Source organism: Sphingobacterium sp. SGG-5 (genome assembly GCF_011043525.1).
GTDB lineage: Bacteria > Bacteroidota > Bacteroidia > Sphingobacteriales > Sphingobacteriaceae > Sphingobacterium.
The window spans coordinates 35688-54061 of sequence record NZ_JAAKGO010000014.1 but is presented as its reverse complement, the minus strand read 5'-3'; the positions used below and the strand labels follow the sequence as shown (position 1 = coordinate 54061).

The following is an 18374-nucleotide window of genomic DNA, read 5'->3' as shown; positions in this document are numbered from 1 at the left end:
TTTTCTTACCAATCTGTTCAATTAAAACAAAAAAAATGAGACCTATTCGGTTACCCTTTTTCTATACCTAATGTCGGGGAGTACAGTTGGCGGAGCGGTCATACTGTAATCTTCCCTTAAAACAGCTACGATTATTAATGTAGTTTTATAATTTAGGGACAATGAAAAAAAGTAAGTTCAGCGAATCACAGATCATCAAGATTTTATCGCAACAGGAGTCGGGACAATCGGTTTCGGACATTTGTCGTGAACATGGTATTAGCCAGGGAACCTTCTATTCATGGAAGAGCAAATATTCCGGCATGGAGGTTTCTCAGCTCAAGTGAACGGGTAACTGCTTACGTTTCATATCGCACGTCATTTGCCACTACTGTAACTTGAGCAACAGAGCGCCAATAGAGAGTGTATCGAAGATGCTCGGACACACAGTCATACGCACCATTCAAAATATCGCCCGATAGGAGAAAAGGATAAGATTTTGGAAATTTTACCCATAGAGAATTAAGACTAAAGCTTGGGGAAGAAAGTTGCTGTATGTATTTTTGAGTTAAATTTAGAAAGGTGCTACTTAAGCTAAAAAACGGATATGAACAGACAGTTATATAACAAGGCCATAAATATAGATGGCGTAAATATTTTTTATAGAGAAGCAGGTGACAGTAAAAAACCATCTCTCTTACTGTTACACGGATTCCCGACTTCGTCATTAATGTTCAAAAGCTTAATGATCGCACTTTCTGACAAGTTTCATCTTATTGCTCCTGACTACCCGGCTTTTGGGTTCAGTGATGTTCCTTCAGCAAAAGATTTTGAATATTCGTTTGAAAATATTGCGTTATATATGGACAAGTTTACCGAAGCTGTAGGACTACAATCATTTACGGTTTACGTTCACGATTATGGGAGTTACATTGGCGCGCGCATCTGTTTAAAGAATCCTGAAAAAATAGAGGCGATTATTGTGCAAAATGGTAACAATTATTTAGAAGGTCATGGGCCAAATTGGGAGGAAACCAAGGAATATTGGAAAAATCCGACGGACGAAGCAAAGGAAAAGGTATATGCATTTCTAAGTAAAGAAGGAACAAAAGAACAGTATTTTGCAGGCGTACCTGAGGAACTCCACCAAAATATAAGTCCCGAAAGCTGGATAATAGATTGGGAAAGGCTAAGTAGACCAGGAAACCTCGATATTCAGTATACGCTAAATCTCACCTATCCAACAAATTTTGAACTCTTCCCAGATTTTCAGAAATATCTCCGCAAACATCAACCACCTACATTAATTATTTGGGGAAAACATGATGTTTACTTTGATGTGGCTGAAGCATATTGTTATAAAAGGGATTTGTCTAATGTCCAAACACATATTTTGGACGGTGGACATATGGCCTTGGAGACGAACTTTGAAGAAGTTTTAAATCTAATTGAAAAATTTATGGACAGACCATAAAACGGGTTGCATAAAAACGGATATTTTGAGAAGAATCATTTGTCATCAGTCACACATTTGAAACGGATAAAAAAAACTTTATTCAATATGTGGATTGACCCTGAAATTTGTCTTCTTTATTTTTTTTCTTAAGAATCTGTCAAAACCTTTTCAAAAGCCTTTCTCGGTTTGCCCCGAAGTATCACTTCGCCACAATAGGTATATCCAGTCTTTTTAAATATGTGCAGCATGCCTGGATTGTCAAAGTTGGTGTCTGCCTTAACGCTGTGGATATTATTTTCTAACGCATACCCTTCTATATATTGAAGCATCTTTTTTGCTAAACCTTGCCCCAGATAGTTCTCCGATATGGCCACCCGGTGTATGACGACAAAATCACCATCGGTCAGCCATTGGCCTTCAATGTCTGCATATTGGGGCTCATCATTAATTAATACAGCACAGTACCCCACAACCTCATCCCGATCCAGAAGCACAAATCCAACGCCTTTGTCGATATCATCTTTTATAACTCCCGGATTGGGATAGCCATCTTGCCATTGATCGCTTCCTTCTTCCTTTCTCCTTCGAATAGCATCTTTTAATATCGCCCAGATCTGATCCTGTTCATCCACCTTTGCCTTTCTAAATGTATATTCCATGGTGCTGTTTTTGTAATTTCTGCTGTAATACGTACAAGGTAAGGTACTTTTTTTAGATTATTAGCACTCTGTTCGTGAATTCAACACATTTTATTTAACTTTGTCCTACACAAGTCGAACTGTATGTAAGAGTTGATTTCTTTACGCACTGATGTTTGGCACAATATCCCGCTGTGCTTAACCCTTGTTTTATTACTTACGCGAAAGAAATCATGATTATTTTACAAAAAGCAACATACATACACCCCAATAAGGAAGTTTTATTTCAAGATATTAATCTGGTCATTAATCCGAAGGATAAGATTGCGTTGATCGGTAACAACGGCACAGGCAAATCTACTTTATTAAAAATCATCGCCGGCGAGCTTGGGCTTTCTGCCGGCCAGCTGAGCCGAGACCCGAAGCCTTATTATATCCCGCAATTAATGGAACAATATGAGAATGCCACTGTCGCTCAGGTATTGCACGTTGATCGTCAATTAAAGGCGCTAGCGGACATCGTAGCGGGTCAGGTGTCCGAGCAGAATTTCGATATCCTGAATGACGACTGGACCATTGAGGATCGCTGTCATCAGGCTTTAGCCGATTGGGGATTGCACGATCTTTCCTTGTACCATACATTGGGGACGCTAAGTGGAGGCCAGAAGACAAAAGTATTTCTTGCCGGTATTTCCCTTCACGAGCCCGATATCCTATTGATGGACGAGCCGAGTAACCATCTGGATAGGGAAGGCCGAAAGCTCTTGTATGACTTTGTTGAAAATACCAACAAAACACTACTGCTGGTCAGTCACGATCGGGATTTACTGAATCGTATGCCTGTTGTTGCAGAGCTCCGAAGAAACGGTATTTCATTGTATGGCGGCAACTACGAATTCTATAGTGCGCAGAAAGATATAGAAAGAAGAGCGTTGGATTCAGATATTAAATCTCAGCAGAAGGAATTACAGAAGGCAAAGGAAAAGGAGCGGGAAGCTACAGAAAGACAGCAGCGATTGAATGCGCGGGGAAAGAAAAAACAAGAAAAGGCGGGGCTTCCAAAGATTGTGATGAATGGACTTCGGAATAAGGCAGAGGGCAGTACCTCAAAATTAAAATCGGTACATCAGGATAAACTGGCTGATATACAGCAGGGTCTTCAAAACTTACGGTCAAGCTTGCCGGATATCGACCAGATGCGGTTTGGCTTTAATAGCTCGGGGCTACATGTAGGAAAGACGTTGGTGGAGACCAAAAATTTGAATATTAAAATCAAAGGTGCTCCCTTATGGTCAACAGATTTGGAATTCCGGATACGACATGGCGATAGAATAGTATTGGAAGGTTCCAATGGATCTGGCAAGACGACATTAATAAAATTGATACTCGGAAAGCTTGAACCAGATAAAGGAGAGGTGTTCCGAACAGATTTTAAAAGTATCTATGTCGATCAGGACTATTCGATCATGCATGTCGATCTTTCTGTGTATGAAATGGCACAGTCTTTCAACAATACAGCATTACAGGAGCACGAGATTAAAATCAGGCTTAGCAGATTTCTCTTTGAAAAAGAAAGTTGGGGCAAGCCCTGTCGGGTGCTGAGCGGTGGAGAAAAAATGCGGCTGCTGTTGTGCTGCATGAATATCTCCAGCCAAGCTCCAGCCATGATCATCTTAGATGAACCCACAAATAATATTGATATACAGAATATAGCTATATTGACGTCGGTGATTAATGCGTATGAAGGGACTCTGGTTGTTGTCTCCCATGATCGGTGTTTTCTGGATGAAATCAATATTCGGGATCGCGTATTACTTTAATCTTTTTTCGAGTCACAATAGTGGTGAGTATTTTATGCTTCCTCGTCGGAGGGATTATACGATCTTTTCAAAGAAGAAGAACGGACAATGAGCTCGCCTGCAATAGTTACCGTTTTGATCTCAAATTTATCGCCCAAGATGACTTGATCAAAGAATAGTTTAGTCGCTGTTTCGCCTACCTTGAATGCATGAGGATCGTAGGTGGTAAGGGCAGGTTCGATAATCCTCCCTGTATAATCATTTCCAAATCCTGCCACACAGATATCTTCGGGTATTTTTAACTTAAGATGTTTAAGATACATCATCGTCAGAATGGCGCTGTTGTCTGAAATACAGAAGATAGCTTCGGGTTTAATTTCTTCCATAAGCCAGTTGTCGATAGCATCATGGATAGATGATTTTGTAAAATCGGTATAGGCAATCCATCGCTCATTCAGCTCGATATTTGCATTTTTGAATGCGCTTTCATAGCCCTCTATTCTTTTTTTAGTAATGTAGAGGTGTTTGGGGCCAGCTATAACAGCGATTCGCCGACAGCCCTCGTTTAGAAGATGTGTGACAATTTGTTTCGCCCCCGTAACGTTATCCAGAAGTACCTTTGATGTGGCTGTCTCTTCACAAATCCGATCAAAATGTACAATTGGAATGCCTTTCTTCATCTGTAACTTAAGATGTTCAAATGTTTGGGTTTCTTTCGAATGACATATCAATAAGCCATCTATCCAATTATTCATAATAGTTTGTATGTTAGCGGCTTCCGTTTTGTGGGATTCGTTGGACTGATAGATCATAACTTTATAACCTGATGCTGATGCCGTATGTTGAATCCCGCTCAGTACGGAAGCAAAGAAAGGATTTTCAATGTCCGGAACGACGACACCGATAACGTGTGTTTCTCTTCGGTTGAGACTTTGCGCTAATAGATTAGGCTGATAGTCGAGCTCTATGGCAGCCTGTTTAACCAATGCTTTGGTTCTGCTTCCGATATCTTCGTGGTTTTTTAAAGCTCTTGAGACGGTAGATGCCGACACACCTACCGCTTTCGCGATGTCAATAATGGTCGTCTGTCGTTTATTATCAAAGGACGAGCTCCGGTATCGGCCTTTTTTAATTAACGTGAAATGGTAGATGCATTCCTTACAATAGTATCGTTGTACTCCCCGGACAAACCCAGATTTAAGTATCGTTTCTACTTTTCCGCATTTTGGACATTTTACTCGTGGCATAAATGGTGGTATTAATTTCCTTTTACTAATTAACAAAAAAAGCTATAATAAAACAAATATCGCAAATAATATCGCAAACGTTTAAGATATAAAAAATGAAGTTTTATGTACTTAATATTGCTGGAATCAATTGTATAATAGATATATTAGCAAAAATATGATAGATGACCAATTGAATAAACTATCTATATTGATATCTATATTTTAAGAATTTGGCAGATATATATACTTTTTTAATTACGATGATAAACCCGCGATATTTATGACTTCTCTCGATTATTTTGTTCTTATTATCTATGCGATCGGCATGTTGCTTATCGGCAGTATCTTAAGTAGGTGGAACAAAAATACAGCAGACATGTTTGCCGTGAGCAGACAGTCGCCTTGGTGGCTTTCGGGTATATCGGCTTTTATGAGTGCATTCTCTGCCGGCACATTTGTCGTATGGGGAGGTATAGCTTTTAAACATGGCTTTGTTTCCATCAGTATCTTAATGTCGTTGGGGGTGAGCTCCTTTATCGTAGGTAAACTCTTGGCTGGGCGCTGGGCAAAATTGGGAGTCACGACCATCGGCGAATTTATCAATATCCGTTTTGGAAAAGAAGTTGTTCAGTTTTATACTTGGATAGGTATGTTGCTGAAGCTGGTTGCCATGAGTGTTGCCTTGTATTCATTTGCTACCCTGTTCTGCGCATTGATGCCACTTGATGAAGGTAATATCTTTCGCGATGCCGCGACGGGCAACTTATCCATTACCTACGCGTGTATCGTTTCGGGCCTTCTTATGCTGGTCTATGCCGTTAGTGGTGGACTATGGGCTGTGCTTATTATCGATTCGGTACAGTTTGTTGTTTTAATGGTTTCGGTACTCTTTGTGGTGCCTTTAAGTTTTGAGCAGGTCGGCGGTGTTAAGCAATTTTTAGAAGCGGTGCCGGAGGGCTTTATGGATGTATCCAATGGTCAGTTCACCTACTGGTTTCTCGTCGGTTGGGTCGTGGTACACACGTTTAAATTTGGCGGGGAATGGGTCTTTGTCCAGCGCTTTCTGGCAGTAAAAAATGCAAAAGAAGCAAAAAAAACAGCTTACCTGCTTGGGACACTCTATTTAGTCAGTCCTGTTATATGGATGCTTCCGGCAATGATCTATCGCGTGGAGGATCCTTTGGCCAATCCTGAACAAGCTTACTTTTTAGCCTGTGCAGCAGTTTTGCCAGCGGGAATGATGGGTTTGCTGCTGGCCGCGATGTTTTCGGCGGCAGCCAGTTATATCGATGGGGAGGTCAATGTATATGCCGGGGCTATCACCAACGATTGCTATAAAGCGATCTTCAAGCCTTTGGCAAGTGAACGGGAGCTGCTCCTCGTAGGCCGAATCAGCTCATTTCTCATCGGTGCCGTTATCATCGGAGGCGCTGTTGCTATTCCGTATGTGGGTGGTGCGGAAGAAGTTATTTTAACCATCACGTCCCTTTTGGTGGTCCCGATGGTGTTGCCTACGATATGGGGATTGGTTTTAGGGAAAATAACGCAAAAGGCAGTATGGTATGCTACAGGACTTAGTTTTCTAGCGGCATTCGTTGTGAAAGTCGGTATTCCGCAGACATCGGATGTGGCAATACTGTCCTGGCTTTCTGAAAACGCATTGGTAGCGGAAGTTGCTGTGGGTGTCATCGTCCCTTTTATTGTGCTTGCATTATTCGAAGGGGTTAGTCAGCGAACTGCGGATGGTTTTGTGCAACTCCATACACGATCCCTCCAAAAAACAGATGCTGAACAGGTGGGTTCCACGGTGGCGGCATACCCGGCAAAACTGATGGCCTACAGCATTGGTGCGTTGTCGGTATTGATGTATGCATTGGCCTTTACAGCCGGTAGTAAGGCCGGATTGGTCATTGGATTTGGCGTTGTATTGTCTGTTATCTGTGGTCTTATATTATGGTCATTAAAAAAAATAAAATAGCGAAATCAGTATTGTATAATGAAGAAAGAGAAGAAAAAGTTTGAGGTAGTTGTCGTAGGAGGAGGTTTGGCGGGTTTATGTGCCGCTATTGCCTCCGCAAGAAGTGGTGTGGCAACTTGTCTGTTGCACAATCGTCCTGTATTGGGCGGAAACAGTTCGTCGGAAATTAGGGTTACACCCCATGGTGCTGCGGCGTTTCATGCATATGCCCGGGAGACTGGGATTATTTCTGAGCTTCTGATTAAGGAACGGGCATTGAATCATGAAGAAATTTTTGAAAACGGTTGGACAAACTCAGTCTGGGATATGGTGCAGTATGATATGGCTCAACAGACGGAAAACCTTACGCTCTATCTAAATACGGATTTCAGAGATGTCGTTATGAAAGATCAACGGACGATTGAACGGATTATAGCCTATACGCAAAACTCAGAGGTCGAATTATCATTGGAAGGAAATGTGTTTGTCGATTGTACCGGCGATGGGGTCCTGGCTTATCAGGCCGGATGTGAATGGAGGATGGGCAGTGAAAGCCGCAGTGAATTTAATGAACCACATGCGCCGGAACACGGCAATGGCGATGTCATGGGAAGTTCTATTCATTTTAAGACAAAACGGATGGATTATCCCGTGCCTTTTGAGGCCCCCGAATGGGCTGTTAAATACGAAGACGCCAGCTTTTTTTATCAGAATGGACGTCCGCCGAAAGATGAGCGGGGTGGTTACTGGTGGCTTGAAATAGGCGTGCCTTACCATACTATTCATGAAAATGAAGATATCCGACATGAATTGACACGCCATGCTTTAGGCGTATGGGATTGGATGAAGAACCGGGATCCCAAAATGAAAGAAATTACGAAAAATTATGCCTTGGACTGGATAGGGCAGGTGCCTGGCAAACGGGAGAGCCGGCGGATTATGGGACAATATTTGATGACCGAACATGATCCACAAAATTGTACTGTTTTTGACGATGAAATCGCATTCGGCGGCTGGTTTATTGACTTGCATACCCCCGGGGGGTTATTGGCGGAAGATAGTGAGCCAGCCAGCGGCGAAAACTATAATACGTTTACGGATTATGCGGTAAAAAGTTATGCCGGACCTTATGGTATACCCCTACGTTGTCTCATTGCCAAAGATGTGGATAACCTCATGATGGCAGGGCGAAATGTCAGCGTGACACATGCTGCCCTTGGAACGGTGCGGGTGATGTCGACGACAGCATTGCTTGGGCAGGCTGTGGGAACCGCCTCGGCTCACGCTGTTTTAAATGGACTGTCCATCAGCCACCTCACACCCAATGATGTTGTCACTATACAACAACAGCTCTTGCGCGATGGTTGTTTCCTGCCCAATTACAAGAATAATGATCCGAAGGATCTGGCACTCCAGGCGCAGATCGAAGCCAGTAGCAGTGCCAAAGAATATGGTGCAGGTCCCGAAAGTAAAGGGGCCCATAAGGGACTGCATATCTGGAAAGATCAGCCGCAGTATACCGACACTGTTTTGCGTACGCGGCGTGGGCAGTTGATAGCTGTGGGGAATAGCCCTTTAAAGAGTGTGTCGATATGTGTAACCAATAGTAGTTCGCAGTCCCAGACACTCCAGGCTCAGTTGTTGGCGGTCGACCATATCTGGGATTATCGTGTACAGGGACTGGAGGAACTGGCATCCGGCACGATCGAAGTACCTCCCGGCACGAAGCAATGGGTGGACTTTCCTGTGGATAACCGTAAGGTCGTTGCCGGAAGTTTTGTTCGGTTGGATATTCTTCCGAATGAAAACGTGGAATGGCTACTCGCCGGGAAAATTGTTACCGGGCACATGGCGAGTTATCAGATCGGTCCGAATAAAATGCGCCGGTTTGGTAGTGGGCATACCTTGAGCTTTAAAGTCAACGCACCTCAGGAATGCTACGAACCGGAAAATGTAATCAATGGTGTGACCAGGCCGGCAGCGTTCACCAACTTGTGGAAGTCTGATCCGGTACAGCCTCTTCCACAATGGATAGGATTGACTTGGGATGAACCGCAGCGTATTGATAAAGTGCAATTGACATTTGCAGGTCATTTGCTGCGCGAACTGCATGCGTATGCCCCTTTTTATAGGGATCCACAATGTGTGCGGGATTATACCGTATCGGCATGGATTGCTGGAAAATGGAAAAAAATTATTGACGTAGTAGGAAATTATCAACGGCAGCAGGTGCATGTATTAGCACAATCCATCACGACCAATAAATTACGGGTGGATGTACATGCTACGAATGGCGATGATTCTGCGCAGATATATGAAGTAAGATGTTATGGGCCTAACCGCTAATTATTCAAAATAAACTATTGTATCACTATAAATCATCAAGTTATGTTACCAAAAAAGTATTATTTAATCGTTGTTTTAATATCCCTCGCGTTGAGTTCGTTTGTGGCTGATAAAAATATGTCTAAAAAAGAGGAACCGGTCTATATTCATTTTGGCCCCAAGACATCAGACACAAAGTGGAATGCTTTACCTGCACATACCGCTGGTTCGTCCATTGCAGATTTAAAGGACCAAAAAGGGAATGTGACAGGTGTTTCCCTTCGTATCGTCAAGGGCTTTAACGGAAGGAATAAAAACGGCGAGAAAGAAACCAAAACAACCTTAGATATGCCGGAGCTTGTGTCGTTGTGGGCATTTTATGGCAACCCGCTTAAGGCATTCCAGGGGAAGATTGTCAAGGAGAGCGTTCTTAAGTTCTCGGGATTAGATAAAAACAAAAAGTATGACTTCTGTTTTTATGGATCCCGATCGGATGTTAAGGATAAAAGAGAAAGTGCGTATGCTGTAAAAGGAGCGAATGAAGTTACGGCGCTGTTGGATGCGGCAAATAATACCTCAAATACCGCTTGTGCGAATGCTGTGCAACCGAATAATGAGGGGGAAATCACGATAACGATTACAGCGGGTCCGAATAACAACAACGCTTACGGTTTTTACTACATCAATGCCCTAAAAATTTCATCGCACTAAGGAGAAAATAAACATTATGAAAAGAATACTATTAATTTGCACATTAGCGGTATTAGCGAATGAAACTTTTGCCCAGACCGCTTTCAAGTCCGGGAGCTTAGTGGTATTACGCGTGGGGGATGGGTCCTCGGCATTAAATGATGCAGCGGCTCCTGTTTTTATGGATGAATATTCGACCAAAGGGAAGTTAATCAGAACCATTGCTGTGCCTGCTACGAATACGAAAAGCAATAAACCATTGACGCTTTCCGGAAACAAACCTTATGAAGGCCTCCTATCGCTTTCTCAAGATGGAAAGAAATTGAGTTTTGCCGGCTATAATGCAGCTGTAGGCACCCCTAAAGTAAGTACTATGGCAAGCGAATGGATAGTGGGTGTCATGGATGGATCCGGTCAGATAAATACCAATACGGTGTTATCGCCCCTTTTAAAAAGGCCGGTGACATCGGCTGTTACAGAAGCTGAAAATGTTTGGGTATCTGGCGTTGCTCCTCATCTGTACCACACAACGATTGGAGGTTCTAAGGTGACGTCTATATCAAGTAGATCGTTAAGAGGTTTGGCGATATTTAACAATCAATTGTACGCTTCCCAATCCTCATTAAAGGGGTTAAGCCCGGTGATCCAGGTGGGTGTTGGTTTGCCTGCGACTGCTAAACAACGCCTGACGACTTTGCCGGGTATGCCAATCAATAGCTCCTTAGCGTCAGCACGCCAATTTCTTTTTGCCGATTTGAATGTTAGTATACCGGGAGACGATGTGCTGTATGTTGCAAACGACACGCAGGTTGATGGTATTACGAAGTATTCACTGGTCGACGGAAGTTGGGTGTCAAACGGTACGCTACCCGGACGCTATATCGGTGTTACCGCTGTGATTTCCGGTACAGACGTCATGTTATATGCCGTTAAATACGGGGGCACTGCATCCAAAATATATGTGATTCATGACGACACAGGGTATAATGGACAGATCTCGAGGTTAAAGCCAAAAGCTTTAGTTAATGCTCCGACAAAAACAATGTTTCGAGGGATTGCTTTATCCCCAGGTGTCCAGGACGCCAATTAATTATATAAAACCAAAATAAGATGAACATTAAATTATCACTTATTGTATTACTCGGGTTATTGCTATATGGTCATAATCAGGTGGATGCACAAAACTCACTACAGAGCTCAGTAGTGAAAGGAACGATAACGGACACGAGGGGAGAGCCCTTGCCGGGCGTTCGTGTGCACGTAAAAGATAGCAAGATTGTATCCGTCTCCGATAGCAAAGGAGATTATCAGATTACGGTTGTGCAGTCCCCAAGTGTGTTGGTTTTTTCGATGTTGGGATTTGTAGAACAGGAAAAAACCGCAGAAGTCGGAACTGTCGCCGATATTGTTATGCGAGAATCCATCAACAACTTGGATGAGGTCGTTGTGATCGGTTATGGCGAACAAGTTCGTGCAGATCTTACCGGAGCACTTACGGGAATTAAAGCGGAAGATATCGAGCGATCTGCTAACCCGGACCTGTTAGGCGCTTTACAGGGTAAGATGCCGGGAGCCCGTATCAATTCCCAATCGGGAGAACCGGGCGCGGAAATGAATATACAGATACGGGGTGCAAATTCCTTATACGGTTCCTCCACACCTTTATTTGTTATTGACGGTGTGCCTTTTGACGTGAGTTCGGAGGAAGTAGCAACGGCTTCGGAATCCAATATCGGTAATTCCGCGAATCCCTTATCGTCGCTTAATCCCTCGGATATTGAGTCGATCGAAATTCTGAAAGATGCCTCTGCGACGGCAATTTATGGATCGCGAGGAGCCAATGGCGTCGTCATCGTAACGACAAAATCGGGACAGAAAGGAAGATCTGATATTTCTTACCATGGGTATGTCAGTTTTGCACAGGCATCGCGTAAGTTGGAACTTTTAAACGGTGACGAGTGGATAGATTTTCAGCGGGAGACGAGACCGAACTCCCCTTTGTTCTATGAGATTAAGGATGGGTTGGTTGATACCGATTCACCTGTAGATCCTTACCGTTTTGCGCAGCACGACTGGCAGGACGAGGCTTTTAGGTGGGCAGCAACGCAAAATCACTACCTCTCTTTCAGCGGGGGAAGTGATAAAACGATTGTCGCCGGCGGTGTTGGGTACTTGAAACAGGACGGTATTATACGCAGCAACGGAATGGATCGATACAATGTCAGGCTACGTATGGATCATACTCAGAACTCCAAATTAAAATTGGGATTGAATGTCCTTGGATCCTATCAGGAACTGTATGGCGCAACTAATACGGGATTGGTGAACTCGGCGAATGGTATTGTACAGCGTATTATAATGACCAAGCCAATTGCATTTTATGACCCATCAACCGACGACGATGTAACGCGGTATATTACACCGTTATCCATGTTGGATGATGCCTATAAAAATACAGGCTCGATGCGGACGCATGCCAGTACTTATCTCGAATACAAATTTTCCAAAGCGCTAAAATTACATACGACGGCCAGCGGTATACTCGCAAGCTCCAAAGGAAAGGAGTTCTATAGCAAATATACGACGATGGGCAATATGAATAATGGCGTTGCGGTACTGCAGGAAAGAAGAGTGCACTCCTGGAACAGCACGACCCGCCTGAATTATCTCAAAACCTTCAACCGTATCCATCGACTTGACTTGATGGGAGCTTTTGAAGCAAGCCGCTACAATTTTGAATCGCAAGGCATGCGTAGTATAGATTTTGTCGATGAATCAACAGGGATAAATGATATTAGTAAGGGCGCACAGATATCCCGGGTTTATTCGTCCCGTTGGGCCAACAACCGGGTGTCTTGGTTGACAAGAGCGAATTATTCGCTGGCTTGGAAGTATCTTTTTACAGCCAGTTTTCGTATTGATGGTTCGGACAAGTTCGGACCGGGAAACCGTTACGGCTATTTTCCGTCCGCAGCATTTGCTTGGCAGGCACACAAAGAGAAGTTCATAAAATCACTGAATACCTTTGACCAGTTAAAACTACGGTTGAGTTATGGTGAGACCGGAAACGAACGTATTCCCGCCTATCGCTATTTCTCGGAAATGGACAACGCATACTATGCTACTGCCGGAAGTAATATATTCGGCATGGCGCCGAGCTCGCCGGCCAATCCGGACTTGAAGTGGGAAACAACCGTACAGTATAATGCCGGTTTGGATGTAGGGGTATTAAAAAACATACTAACGTTCACAGCCGATTACTATATCAAGAAGACCAAAGATATGCTCTTGCCGGCGTATGTTCCTTCAGAGTTGGGCTACAGTCAGCAATGGAAAAATCTGGGCCGGATAGATAATCAGGGTGTCGAATTTCAGATAACTTCCATCAATATTGACAAAGCGTTCCGGTGGTCTACCAGTTTCAATATCAGTGCCAATAAGAATACCATAAAAAGTCTAGGTGACATCGACTTTATTCCGGTGATTATGAATAATGGGACTATTTCCAACCTAGGACGTGTGCAGGTGGGTAATTCGTTGGGAACAGCTTATGGATTTTTGACCGATGGCGTTTACCAAATCGATGATTTTACCTGGCAAAATAACAGTGACCCCAATATTAGTCACGGCTCACGGAATTATACATTGAAAAGTGATGTGGTGTCTGTCGCCGGGGCGACGGTCAGCCCGGGATCGCTTAAATATAAAGATTTGAGTGGTGATAATATCGTCGATGAGGAGAATGACCGAACATTTATTTCACGCAGTCTGCCTAGACATTACGGCGGATTTGAGAATACATTTTCTTATAAGAATCTAGAGTGTAATATTTTTATGGAATGGTCTTATGGCGGCGATGTAGTCAATTTAGGTACCCGTCTCATTCAGGGACCAAGTGGCGTATGGAATCTGTCAAAAGAATTTTGGGATAATCACTGGACACCGGAAAATCCAACAAACGTATATCCCGATGTAATTTCCAAAAATGCAACAGCAGCTATGATGTCGGATTACTACGTAGAAGATGCCTCGTATCTGCGGCTAAGAAATGTTTCGTTGTCGTATAAGCTTCCTCAAAAAACGGTGAGCCGGATGGGATTAAAAACGCTGAGCATTTATACCACAGCGACCAACCTGCATGTATGGACGAAATACTCCAGTTTTGATCCGGATGTAAGCTATAGTAATTCCTTGCTGCCGGGGCTCGAACGTTTGGCGTATCCGCGAGCGCGTTCGTTCTTGTTAGGACTTAAAGCATCGTTATAATTTTATTGACTGACAAAATGATAAAAAGATGAAAAGGTATAAAAATAAAATAGGTATAGGTATATTGGTTGCAGCCTTTGTCCTCACGAGCTTGGGTTGTGCTAAATTTCTGGATGCAGATCCCTATTCATTTACTTCCACAGAGAATTTTTACCAGACACCAGAGGAAGCTGAGATGGCCCTGGTAGGTTGTTATAATTCGCTAAATAGCAGAAACAGGCTTTTTGGTAGAGATTTGCCCTTCATATTGAATGGAGGTACGGACGAGTGTATTACCCGTGAGGGTATTTCAAACGATCATACACCCTTTGGGTTGGCCGCCATTTCCAGTTCGACGACAAAACTGAAATCGGTCTGGGAGGCTTTTTACGAAGGGATCAACCGGACAAATCACCTGATCGCAAAAATCGAGGGTGTCGAGATGAATGAAACCCGGAAAACCCAGATAACGGCAGAGGCGCGGTTCTTGCGGGGGTTCTATCACATGTATCTTACGATGATGTTTGGTGCTATTCCGGTAAAAACGACACCTGACCCTGAGGCTGGGCCACGGCAGCAGGTGGAAGAAGTGTACGCACAGATTATAGCAGATTTGCAGTTTGCTTACGAGAATCTTCCGCCAAGAGCAAAGATACAGGGAGCAGCAAACAAATGGTCTGCCGCAGGATATTTGGCTAAAGTATATGCTTACATGGGAAGTGCCAAGGAATCCGGTATGGGCAACGATCTGAACTTTGCATTAAATAGCTTTGATTGGGTGGATGCGGATGAGGCGTATGACCATGTCTTTACCATAACGACTGATATTGTGCAAAATGGTGGGTATAAGTTGACCGATCGCTATGACTTTCTATTTCGGGAAACGACCCGTGATGCCCAATATGAGGAGTGCCTGTTTACCGTAGAAGCTAGTAGTTCGCCAAGTAACGGGATCTATAACCGGTATAGTGACTGGGTGGCGTTCGGGTCACCGTCGCTCGGTGGAGGCAACTCTCGGTGGTTTGTCCCCTTGGCCGAAGCGTTTGACCGCTACAATATCAGTGGAAATGATGTCAGACGCGCCCACAATATGGTACGGAATATAACGGCAAACTCCTCTGTAGAGGAAATAGGAGGCTATCGGTACTATAACCCGACGGTAGCTACCTCGCCAGAAAATGGCTTCTTCTCGGCAGGGAAGTACAGGCAACGGGATGCGGCACAAAAGCCGATACCGGACTATGCCAGTGACGGACTGATTCCATTGTTGCGTTATGCCGATATATTACTGTTGCAGGCAGAAGCACTGTATCATGATGGGGATGAACCGGGAGCCAGAGATCTGTTGACCGAGGTCCGGGAGCGGGCAGTAAAGTCAGGTAGTACAGTGACAGAGCTTAATACCTCTTATCATCGGGTTGATTTTATTCAGGAACTGGTCGATGAGCGTTCGAGGGAATTATGTTTTGAAACACACCGACGGTTTGATCTGGCTCGGTTCAACAAATACACAGCAGCTATCGAGGGACTCAAGTCGACGCGAGGATTACATAATGTAGCGGTACCTGACTTACAGGCCAACTGGAAGCCTTATCGTATCTGGTTTCCTATACCATTGGCTGAACTCGATTTGAATCCACAATTGAAACCGCAGAATCCGGGGTACGGAGCGGAATAAATTAAATAATACCGTTATGAAACAATTCTTATTAACTGGGGTTTTTGCTCTTTTAGCTATCGTAGGATATGCCTGGCCTGTATATATACATTTAAATACGGGGGAAACACAGGACGTTCTTGTAGCAGGCAAAACCTATCAGATCAAACTACATAAGGTATCCTATACCAGGGAGCCTAATAATCGCAAACCAGCCAGTATTGGTGCACAAACATTTAAAGAAGCACAGGTCGTATTGTCGGTCAACGGTGCAACGGTGACGCTGTTACAGCGGCCATACGAGATGCCGGTCGTTTTTAAAGGTCTACGGTTATATGTAGAAAATACGCGGGAATGGGTGAAGAAGGCTGGTAAATTCCAAGCGATCGAATACTTTCCGAAAGAAGCGAAGATAGCGATTTGTCAGGAAGGTAAGCCCTGGGGACCAGAAGATATGCACTTCCCGCTTTTGAAATACCGGTGGCGGTCATCGATGTACAATAACACCTGGGGCTCTTTGGTGCCTGGAAGAAGTGTTTACTACCATCATGGGGAAGATTATGGCTTGATGTATGACAAGTTTGATATACAGGCACCGTTGGGTGGCGTGGTGACGACAAGTCCCTTCCCGAATGGAGACGGACAAAGTAATGGACTGATTGTCGCATGCGCTGATGACTTTAGTTATCGGATTTCGCATATGAACACGGGGTCGATAAAAGCCATTGCGGCAAAAGGCTTGACGGTTCGTGGGGGACAGGTACTGGCGCAATCCGGACGTACTTTTCAGGGGGCTGAAAAGATGGGAAACCCGCATTTGCACATGAATTTTATATACAAAGGTGAAGCTGTAAGTACGTATCCTTTTATTGTCGAAGCCTACTTGCGCGATTATCCCGACAACGTGCTTGCTGTTGCCGGTGGCTATGTCACGATGATGGCGGGGGAAGAGGTTGAACTGGACGCGATACGGACGGTGGTGCGCGATGGTTATAAAATAGCGGAATATGCCTGGGAATTACCGGACGGTAAGATCATAAAGAAAGCAAAGACGAAAGTCCGTTTTGATAAACCGGGGAACTATACAGTAGCACTACATGTCAAAACGGATAAAGGGGATGAGGATAGAGACTTTTTGAAAGTATATGTGTTCAATCCGCAGAAGGAAAATAATGACTATCTGGGTGTGTTCTATCATTTTCCCGTTCGGGATATTAAAGCAGGAGATGAGGTAAATATCTGGCGGACTTCGGGCTTCAAAATTCCCGTAACGATTGATTTTGGAGACGATTCAGCGCCAGTCCGCGCGAAAGTGAAAACGCCACATACCTATAAAAAGCCGGGTATTTACACGGTTACTTTTACGAGTGTTACCCCCTCGGAACGACCGACGACAGAAAAAATTAAAATTGTAGTCGAGAAATAAAATAATCCATTTAATACGATGAAATATGAAGGTATTAACAACATTAAATAAGCACATCTACTTCGGGTGTCTGTTCGCCCTTTTTATGGTGGGCTTTTCTTCTTGTGAGAAAGAAGAAAGAAGGGGCGAACGATTGGAGCAGTCTATGGCACTCTATACGAAATCGGCCTCACTTCTTATTGGAGAAGAAATTACCATAAAACCTAAATTTGCGCCGGGTGTCACACCCAAGCGTACATACGAATGGACGGTGGATAATCCGGATATCATCAGTATGGTAACCAACGAGGAGGATTATTCGGCTACTATAACGGCTCTCGCAGAAGGACAAACGAAGCTTACTATTGCTTCTACGGATGGTGTATTAAGCGTGACATGTCCGGTTCAGGTGATCGATGGAACGATTGATATATATGTTAATTTCGGAACTGGAACGAATGGAACATTTACAGATGGATGGAACTTGCTCTCGGATTATCTGGAGGGAGGTGCTATAACTGACCTGAAAACAAAAAAAGGATACAGTTCTAATATTTCGATGACGGTAACGAAACGGTTTAACATATCTGGAGTCAGCGGTGAAGAGGAAACGGATACAGAGCTTAACATGCCGTCGAGTGTGACAAAGAGTTTTTTTTACGGGAATTCTGGGACGAAAATTAATAATTTGTCCACCGGAGAGAGTGTTCTTACGCTGGTTGGATTTGATAAGAGTAAAGTGTACGATTTTTATTTTTATGGCTCGTCTACTTTTGCCGGAACGAGATCAGCGCTTTATACGGTCACGGGAATGAACGAGGGATCAGCCGAGCTTAACGCCTCCCTGAATACGTCTAATTTAGCGTATGTTCCCGGCATACAGCCGGATAATAATGGGGAAATAACCATCACAATGGCTTCGGCCGAGGGGAATTCTACTACGCAGAAACTTTATTATATCAATGCCATGCGCTTCCTAGCCGTAGAATAGAAA

General features: G+C 43.8%; 12 protein-coding genes and 1 pseudogene. 11 read left to right on the top strand and 2 right to left on the bottom strand.

All coding sequences use genetic code 11. The features are described 5' to 3' along the window. Positions 1-161 precede the first annotated feature (161 nt). Together tnpA and G5B30_RS16420 are read left to right on the top strand one after the other, a co-directional pair. Positions 162-323 (top strand): annotated as a pseudogene (tnpA, locus tag G5B30_RS16425) (IS66 family insertion sequence element accessory protein TnpA); the annotation flags it as partial. Between the two features lie 263 nt (positions 324-586). After that, entirely contained in the window at positions 587-1453 is an 867-nt protein-coding gene (locus G5B30_RS16420) for an alpha/beta fold hydrolase (RefSeq protein ID WP_165321099.1), read from the top strand. Positions 1454-1581: 128 nt separating this feature from the next. On the opposite strand, the gene G5B30_RS16415 is transcribed toward G5B30_RS16420, so the two are convergent. Then, the gene (locus G5B30_RS16415; RefSeq protein ID WP_165321098.1) at positions 1582-2094 is read right to left on the bottom strand and encodes a GNAT family N-acetyltransferase; all 513 of its coding nucleotides are present in this window, start codon (positions 2092-2094) and stop codon (positions 1582-1584) included. 212 nt (positions 2095-2306) lie between these two features. On the opposite strand from G5B30_RS16415, the gene abc-f reads away from it, so the two are divergent. Beyond that, positions 2307-3893, top strand: a complete 1587-nt coding sequence (gene abc-f / locus G5B30_RS16410; RefSeq protein WP_165321097.1) for a ribosomal protection-like ABC-F family protein — start codon at positions 2307-2309, stop codon at positions 3891-3893. A 32-nt stretch (positions 3894-3925) separates the two neighbouring features. Here abc-f and G5B30_RS16405 read toward each other — a convergent pair whose 3' ends face one another. Continuing rightward, positions 3926-5119 (bottom strand): LacI family DNA-binding transcriptional regulator, encoded by a 1194-nt coding sequence (locus tag G5B30_RS16405; protein WP_165321096.1) that lies wholly within the window; start codon positions 5117-5119, stop codon positions 3926-3928. A 262-nt stretch (positions 5120-5381) separates the two neighbouring features. Here G5B30_RS16405 and G5B30_RS16400 point away from each other — a divergent pair, with 262 nt between their 5' ends. Genes G5B30_RS16400 through G5B30_RS16365 form a run of 8 tightly spaced genes read left to right on the top strand, consistent with a single transcriptional unit; the run spans position 5382 to position 18371 of the window. After that, on the top strand, positions 5382-7079 hold the full coding sequence (locus G5B30_RS16400; protein WP_165321095.1) for a sodium:solute symporter family transporter: 1698 nt from the start codon (positions 5382-5384) through the stop codon (positions 7077-7079). Positions 7080-7097: 18 nt separating this feature from the next. Beyond that, complete coding sequence (locus G5B30_RS16395; protein ID WP_165321094.1) at positions 7098-9404, top strand: FAD-dependent oxidoreductase; 2307 nt, start codon at positions 7098-7100, stop codon at positions 9402-9404. A 42-nt stretch (positions 9405-9446) separates the two neighbouring features. Continuing rightward, positions 9447-10094 carry a hypothetical protein gene (locus tag G5B30_RS16390; protein WP_165321093.1) on the top strand — a complete coding sequence of 216 codons (648 nt, stop codon included), beginning with the start codon at positions 9447-9449 and terminating at the stop codon, positions 10092-10094. 16 nt (positions 10095-10110) lie between these two features. Beyond that, complete coding sequence (locus tag G5B30_RS16385) at positions 10111-11163, top strand: hypothetical protein (RefSeq protein WP_165321092.1); 1053 nt, start codon at positions 10111-10113, stop codon at positions 11161-11163. Positions 11164-11183: 20 nt separating this feature from the next. Further along, positions 11184-14339 carry a SusC/RagA family TonB-linked outer membrane protein gene (locus G5B30_RS16380; RefSeq protein WP_165321091.1) on the top strand — a complete coding sequence of 1052 codons (3156 nt, stop codon included), beginning with the start codon at positions 11184-11186 and terminating at the stop codon, positions 14337-14339. 28 nt (positions 14340-14367) lie between these two features. Continuing rightward, on the top strand, positions 14368-15996 hold the full coding sequence (locus tag G5B30_RS16375; RefSeq protein WP_165321090.1) for a RagB/SusD family nutrient uptake outer membrane protein: 1629 nt from the start codon (positions 14368-14370) through the stop codon (positions 15994-15996). A 16-nt stretch (positions 15997-16012) separates the two neighbouring features. Further along, positions 16013-17401: a PKD domain-containing protein gene (locus G5B30_RS16370; RefSeq protein ID WP_165321089.1), complete on the top strand. Its 1389-nt coding sequence runs from the start codon at positions 16013-16015 to the stop codon at positions 17399-17401. A gap of 25 nt (positions 17402-17426) precedes the next feature. Continuing rightward, positions 17427-18371 carry a hypothetical protein gene (locus tag G5B30_RS16365; protein WP_165321088.1) on the top strand — a complete coding sequence of 315 codons (945 nt, stop codon included), beginning with the start codon at positions 17427-17429 and terminating at the stop codon, positions 18369-18371. The last annotated feature ends 3 nt before the right edge of the window (positions 18372-18374 follow it).

What these genes read in the sequence shown, in the direction of transcription:
- G5B30_RS16420 (WP_165321099.1), top strand. Translation starts at nt 587, where the DNA reads ATGAACAGACAGTTATATAACAAGGCCATAAATATAGATGGCGTAAAT.
- G5B30_RS16380 (WP_165321091.1), top strand. Translation starts at nt 11,184, where the DNA reads ATGAACATTAAATTATCACTTATTGTATTACTCGGGTTATTGCTATAT.
- G5B30_RS16375 (WP_165321090.1), top strand. Translation starts at nt 14,368, where the DNA reads ATGAAAAGGTATAAAAATAAAATAGGTATAGGTATATTGGTTGCAGCC.
- G5B30_RS16385 (WP_165321092.1), top strand. Translation starts at nt 10,111, where the DNA reads ATGAAAAGAATACTATTAATTTGCACATTAGCGGTATTAGCGAATGAA.
- G5B30_RS16365 (WP_165321088.1), top strand. Translation starts at nt 17,427, where the DNA reads ATGAAGGTATTAACAACATTAAATAAGCACATCTACTTCGGGTGTCTG.
- abc-f (WP_165321097.1), top strand. Translation starts at nt 2,307, where the DNA reads ATGATTATTTTACAAAAAGCAACATACATACACCCCAATAAGGAAGTT.
- G5B30_RS16390 (WP_165321093.1), top strand. Translation starts at nt 9,447, where the DNA reads ATGTTACCAAAAAAGTATTATTTAATCGTTGTTTTAATATCCCTCGCG.
- G5B30_RS16370 (WP_165321089.1), top strand. Translation starts at nt 16,013, where the DNA reads ATGAAACAATTCTTATTAACTGGGGTTTTTGCTCTTTTAGCTATCGTA.
- G5B30_RS16400 (WP_165321095.1), top strand. Translation starts at nt 5,382, where the DNA reads ATGACTTCTCTCGATTATTTTGTTCTTATTATCTATGCGATCGGCATG.
- G5B30_RS16395 (WP_165321094.1), top strand. Translation starts at nt 7,098, where the DNA reads ATGAAGAAAGAGAAGAAAAAGTTTGAGGTAGTTGTCGTAGGAGGAGGT.
- G5B30_RS16405 (WP_165321096.1), bottom strand. Translation starts at nt 5,119, where the DNA reads ATGCCACGAGTAAAATGTCCAAAATGCGGAAAAGTAGAAACGATACTT.
- G5B30_RS16415 (WP_165321098.1), bottom strand. Translation starts at nt 2,094, where the DNA reads ATGGAATATACATTTAGAAAGGCAAAGGTGGATGAACAGGATCAGATC.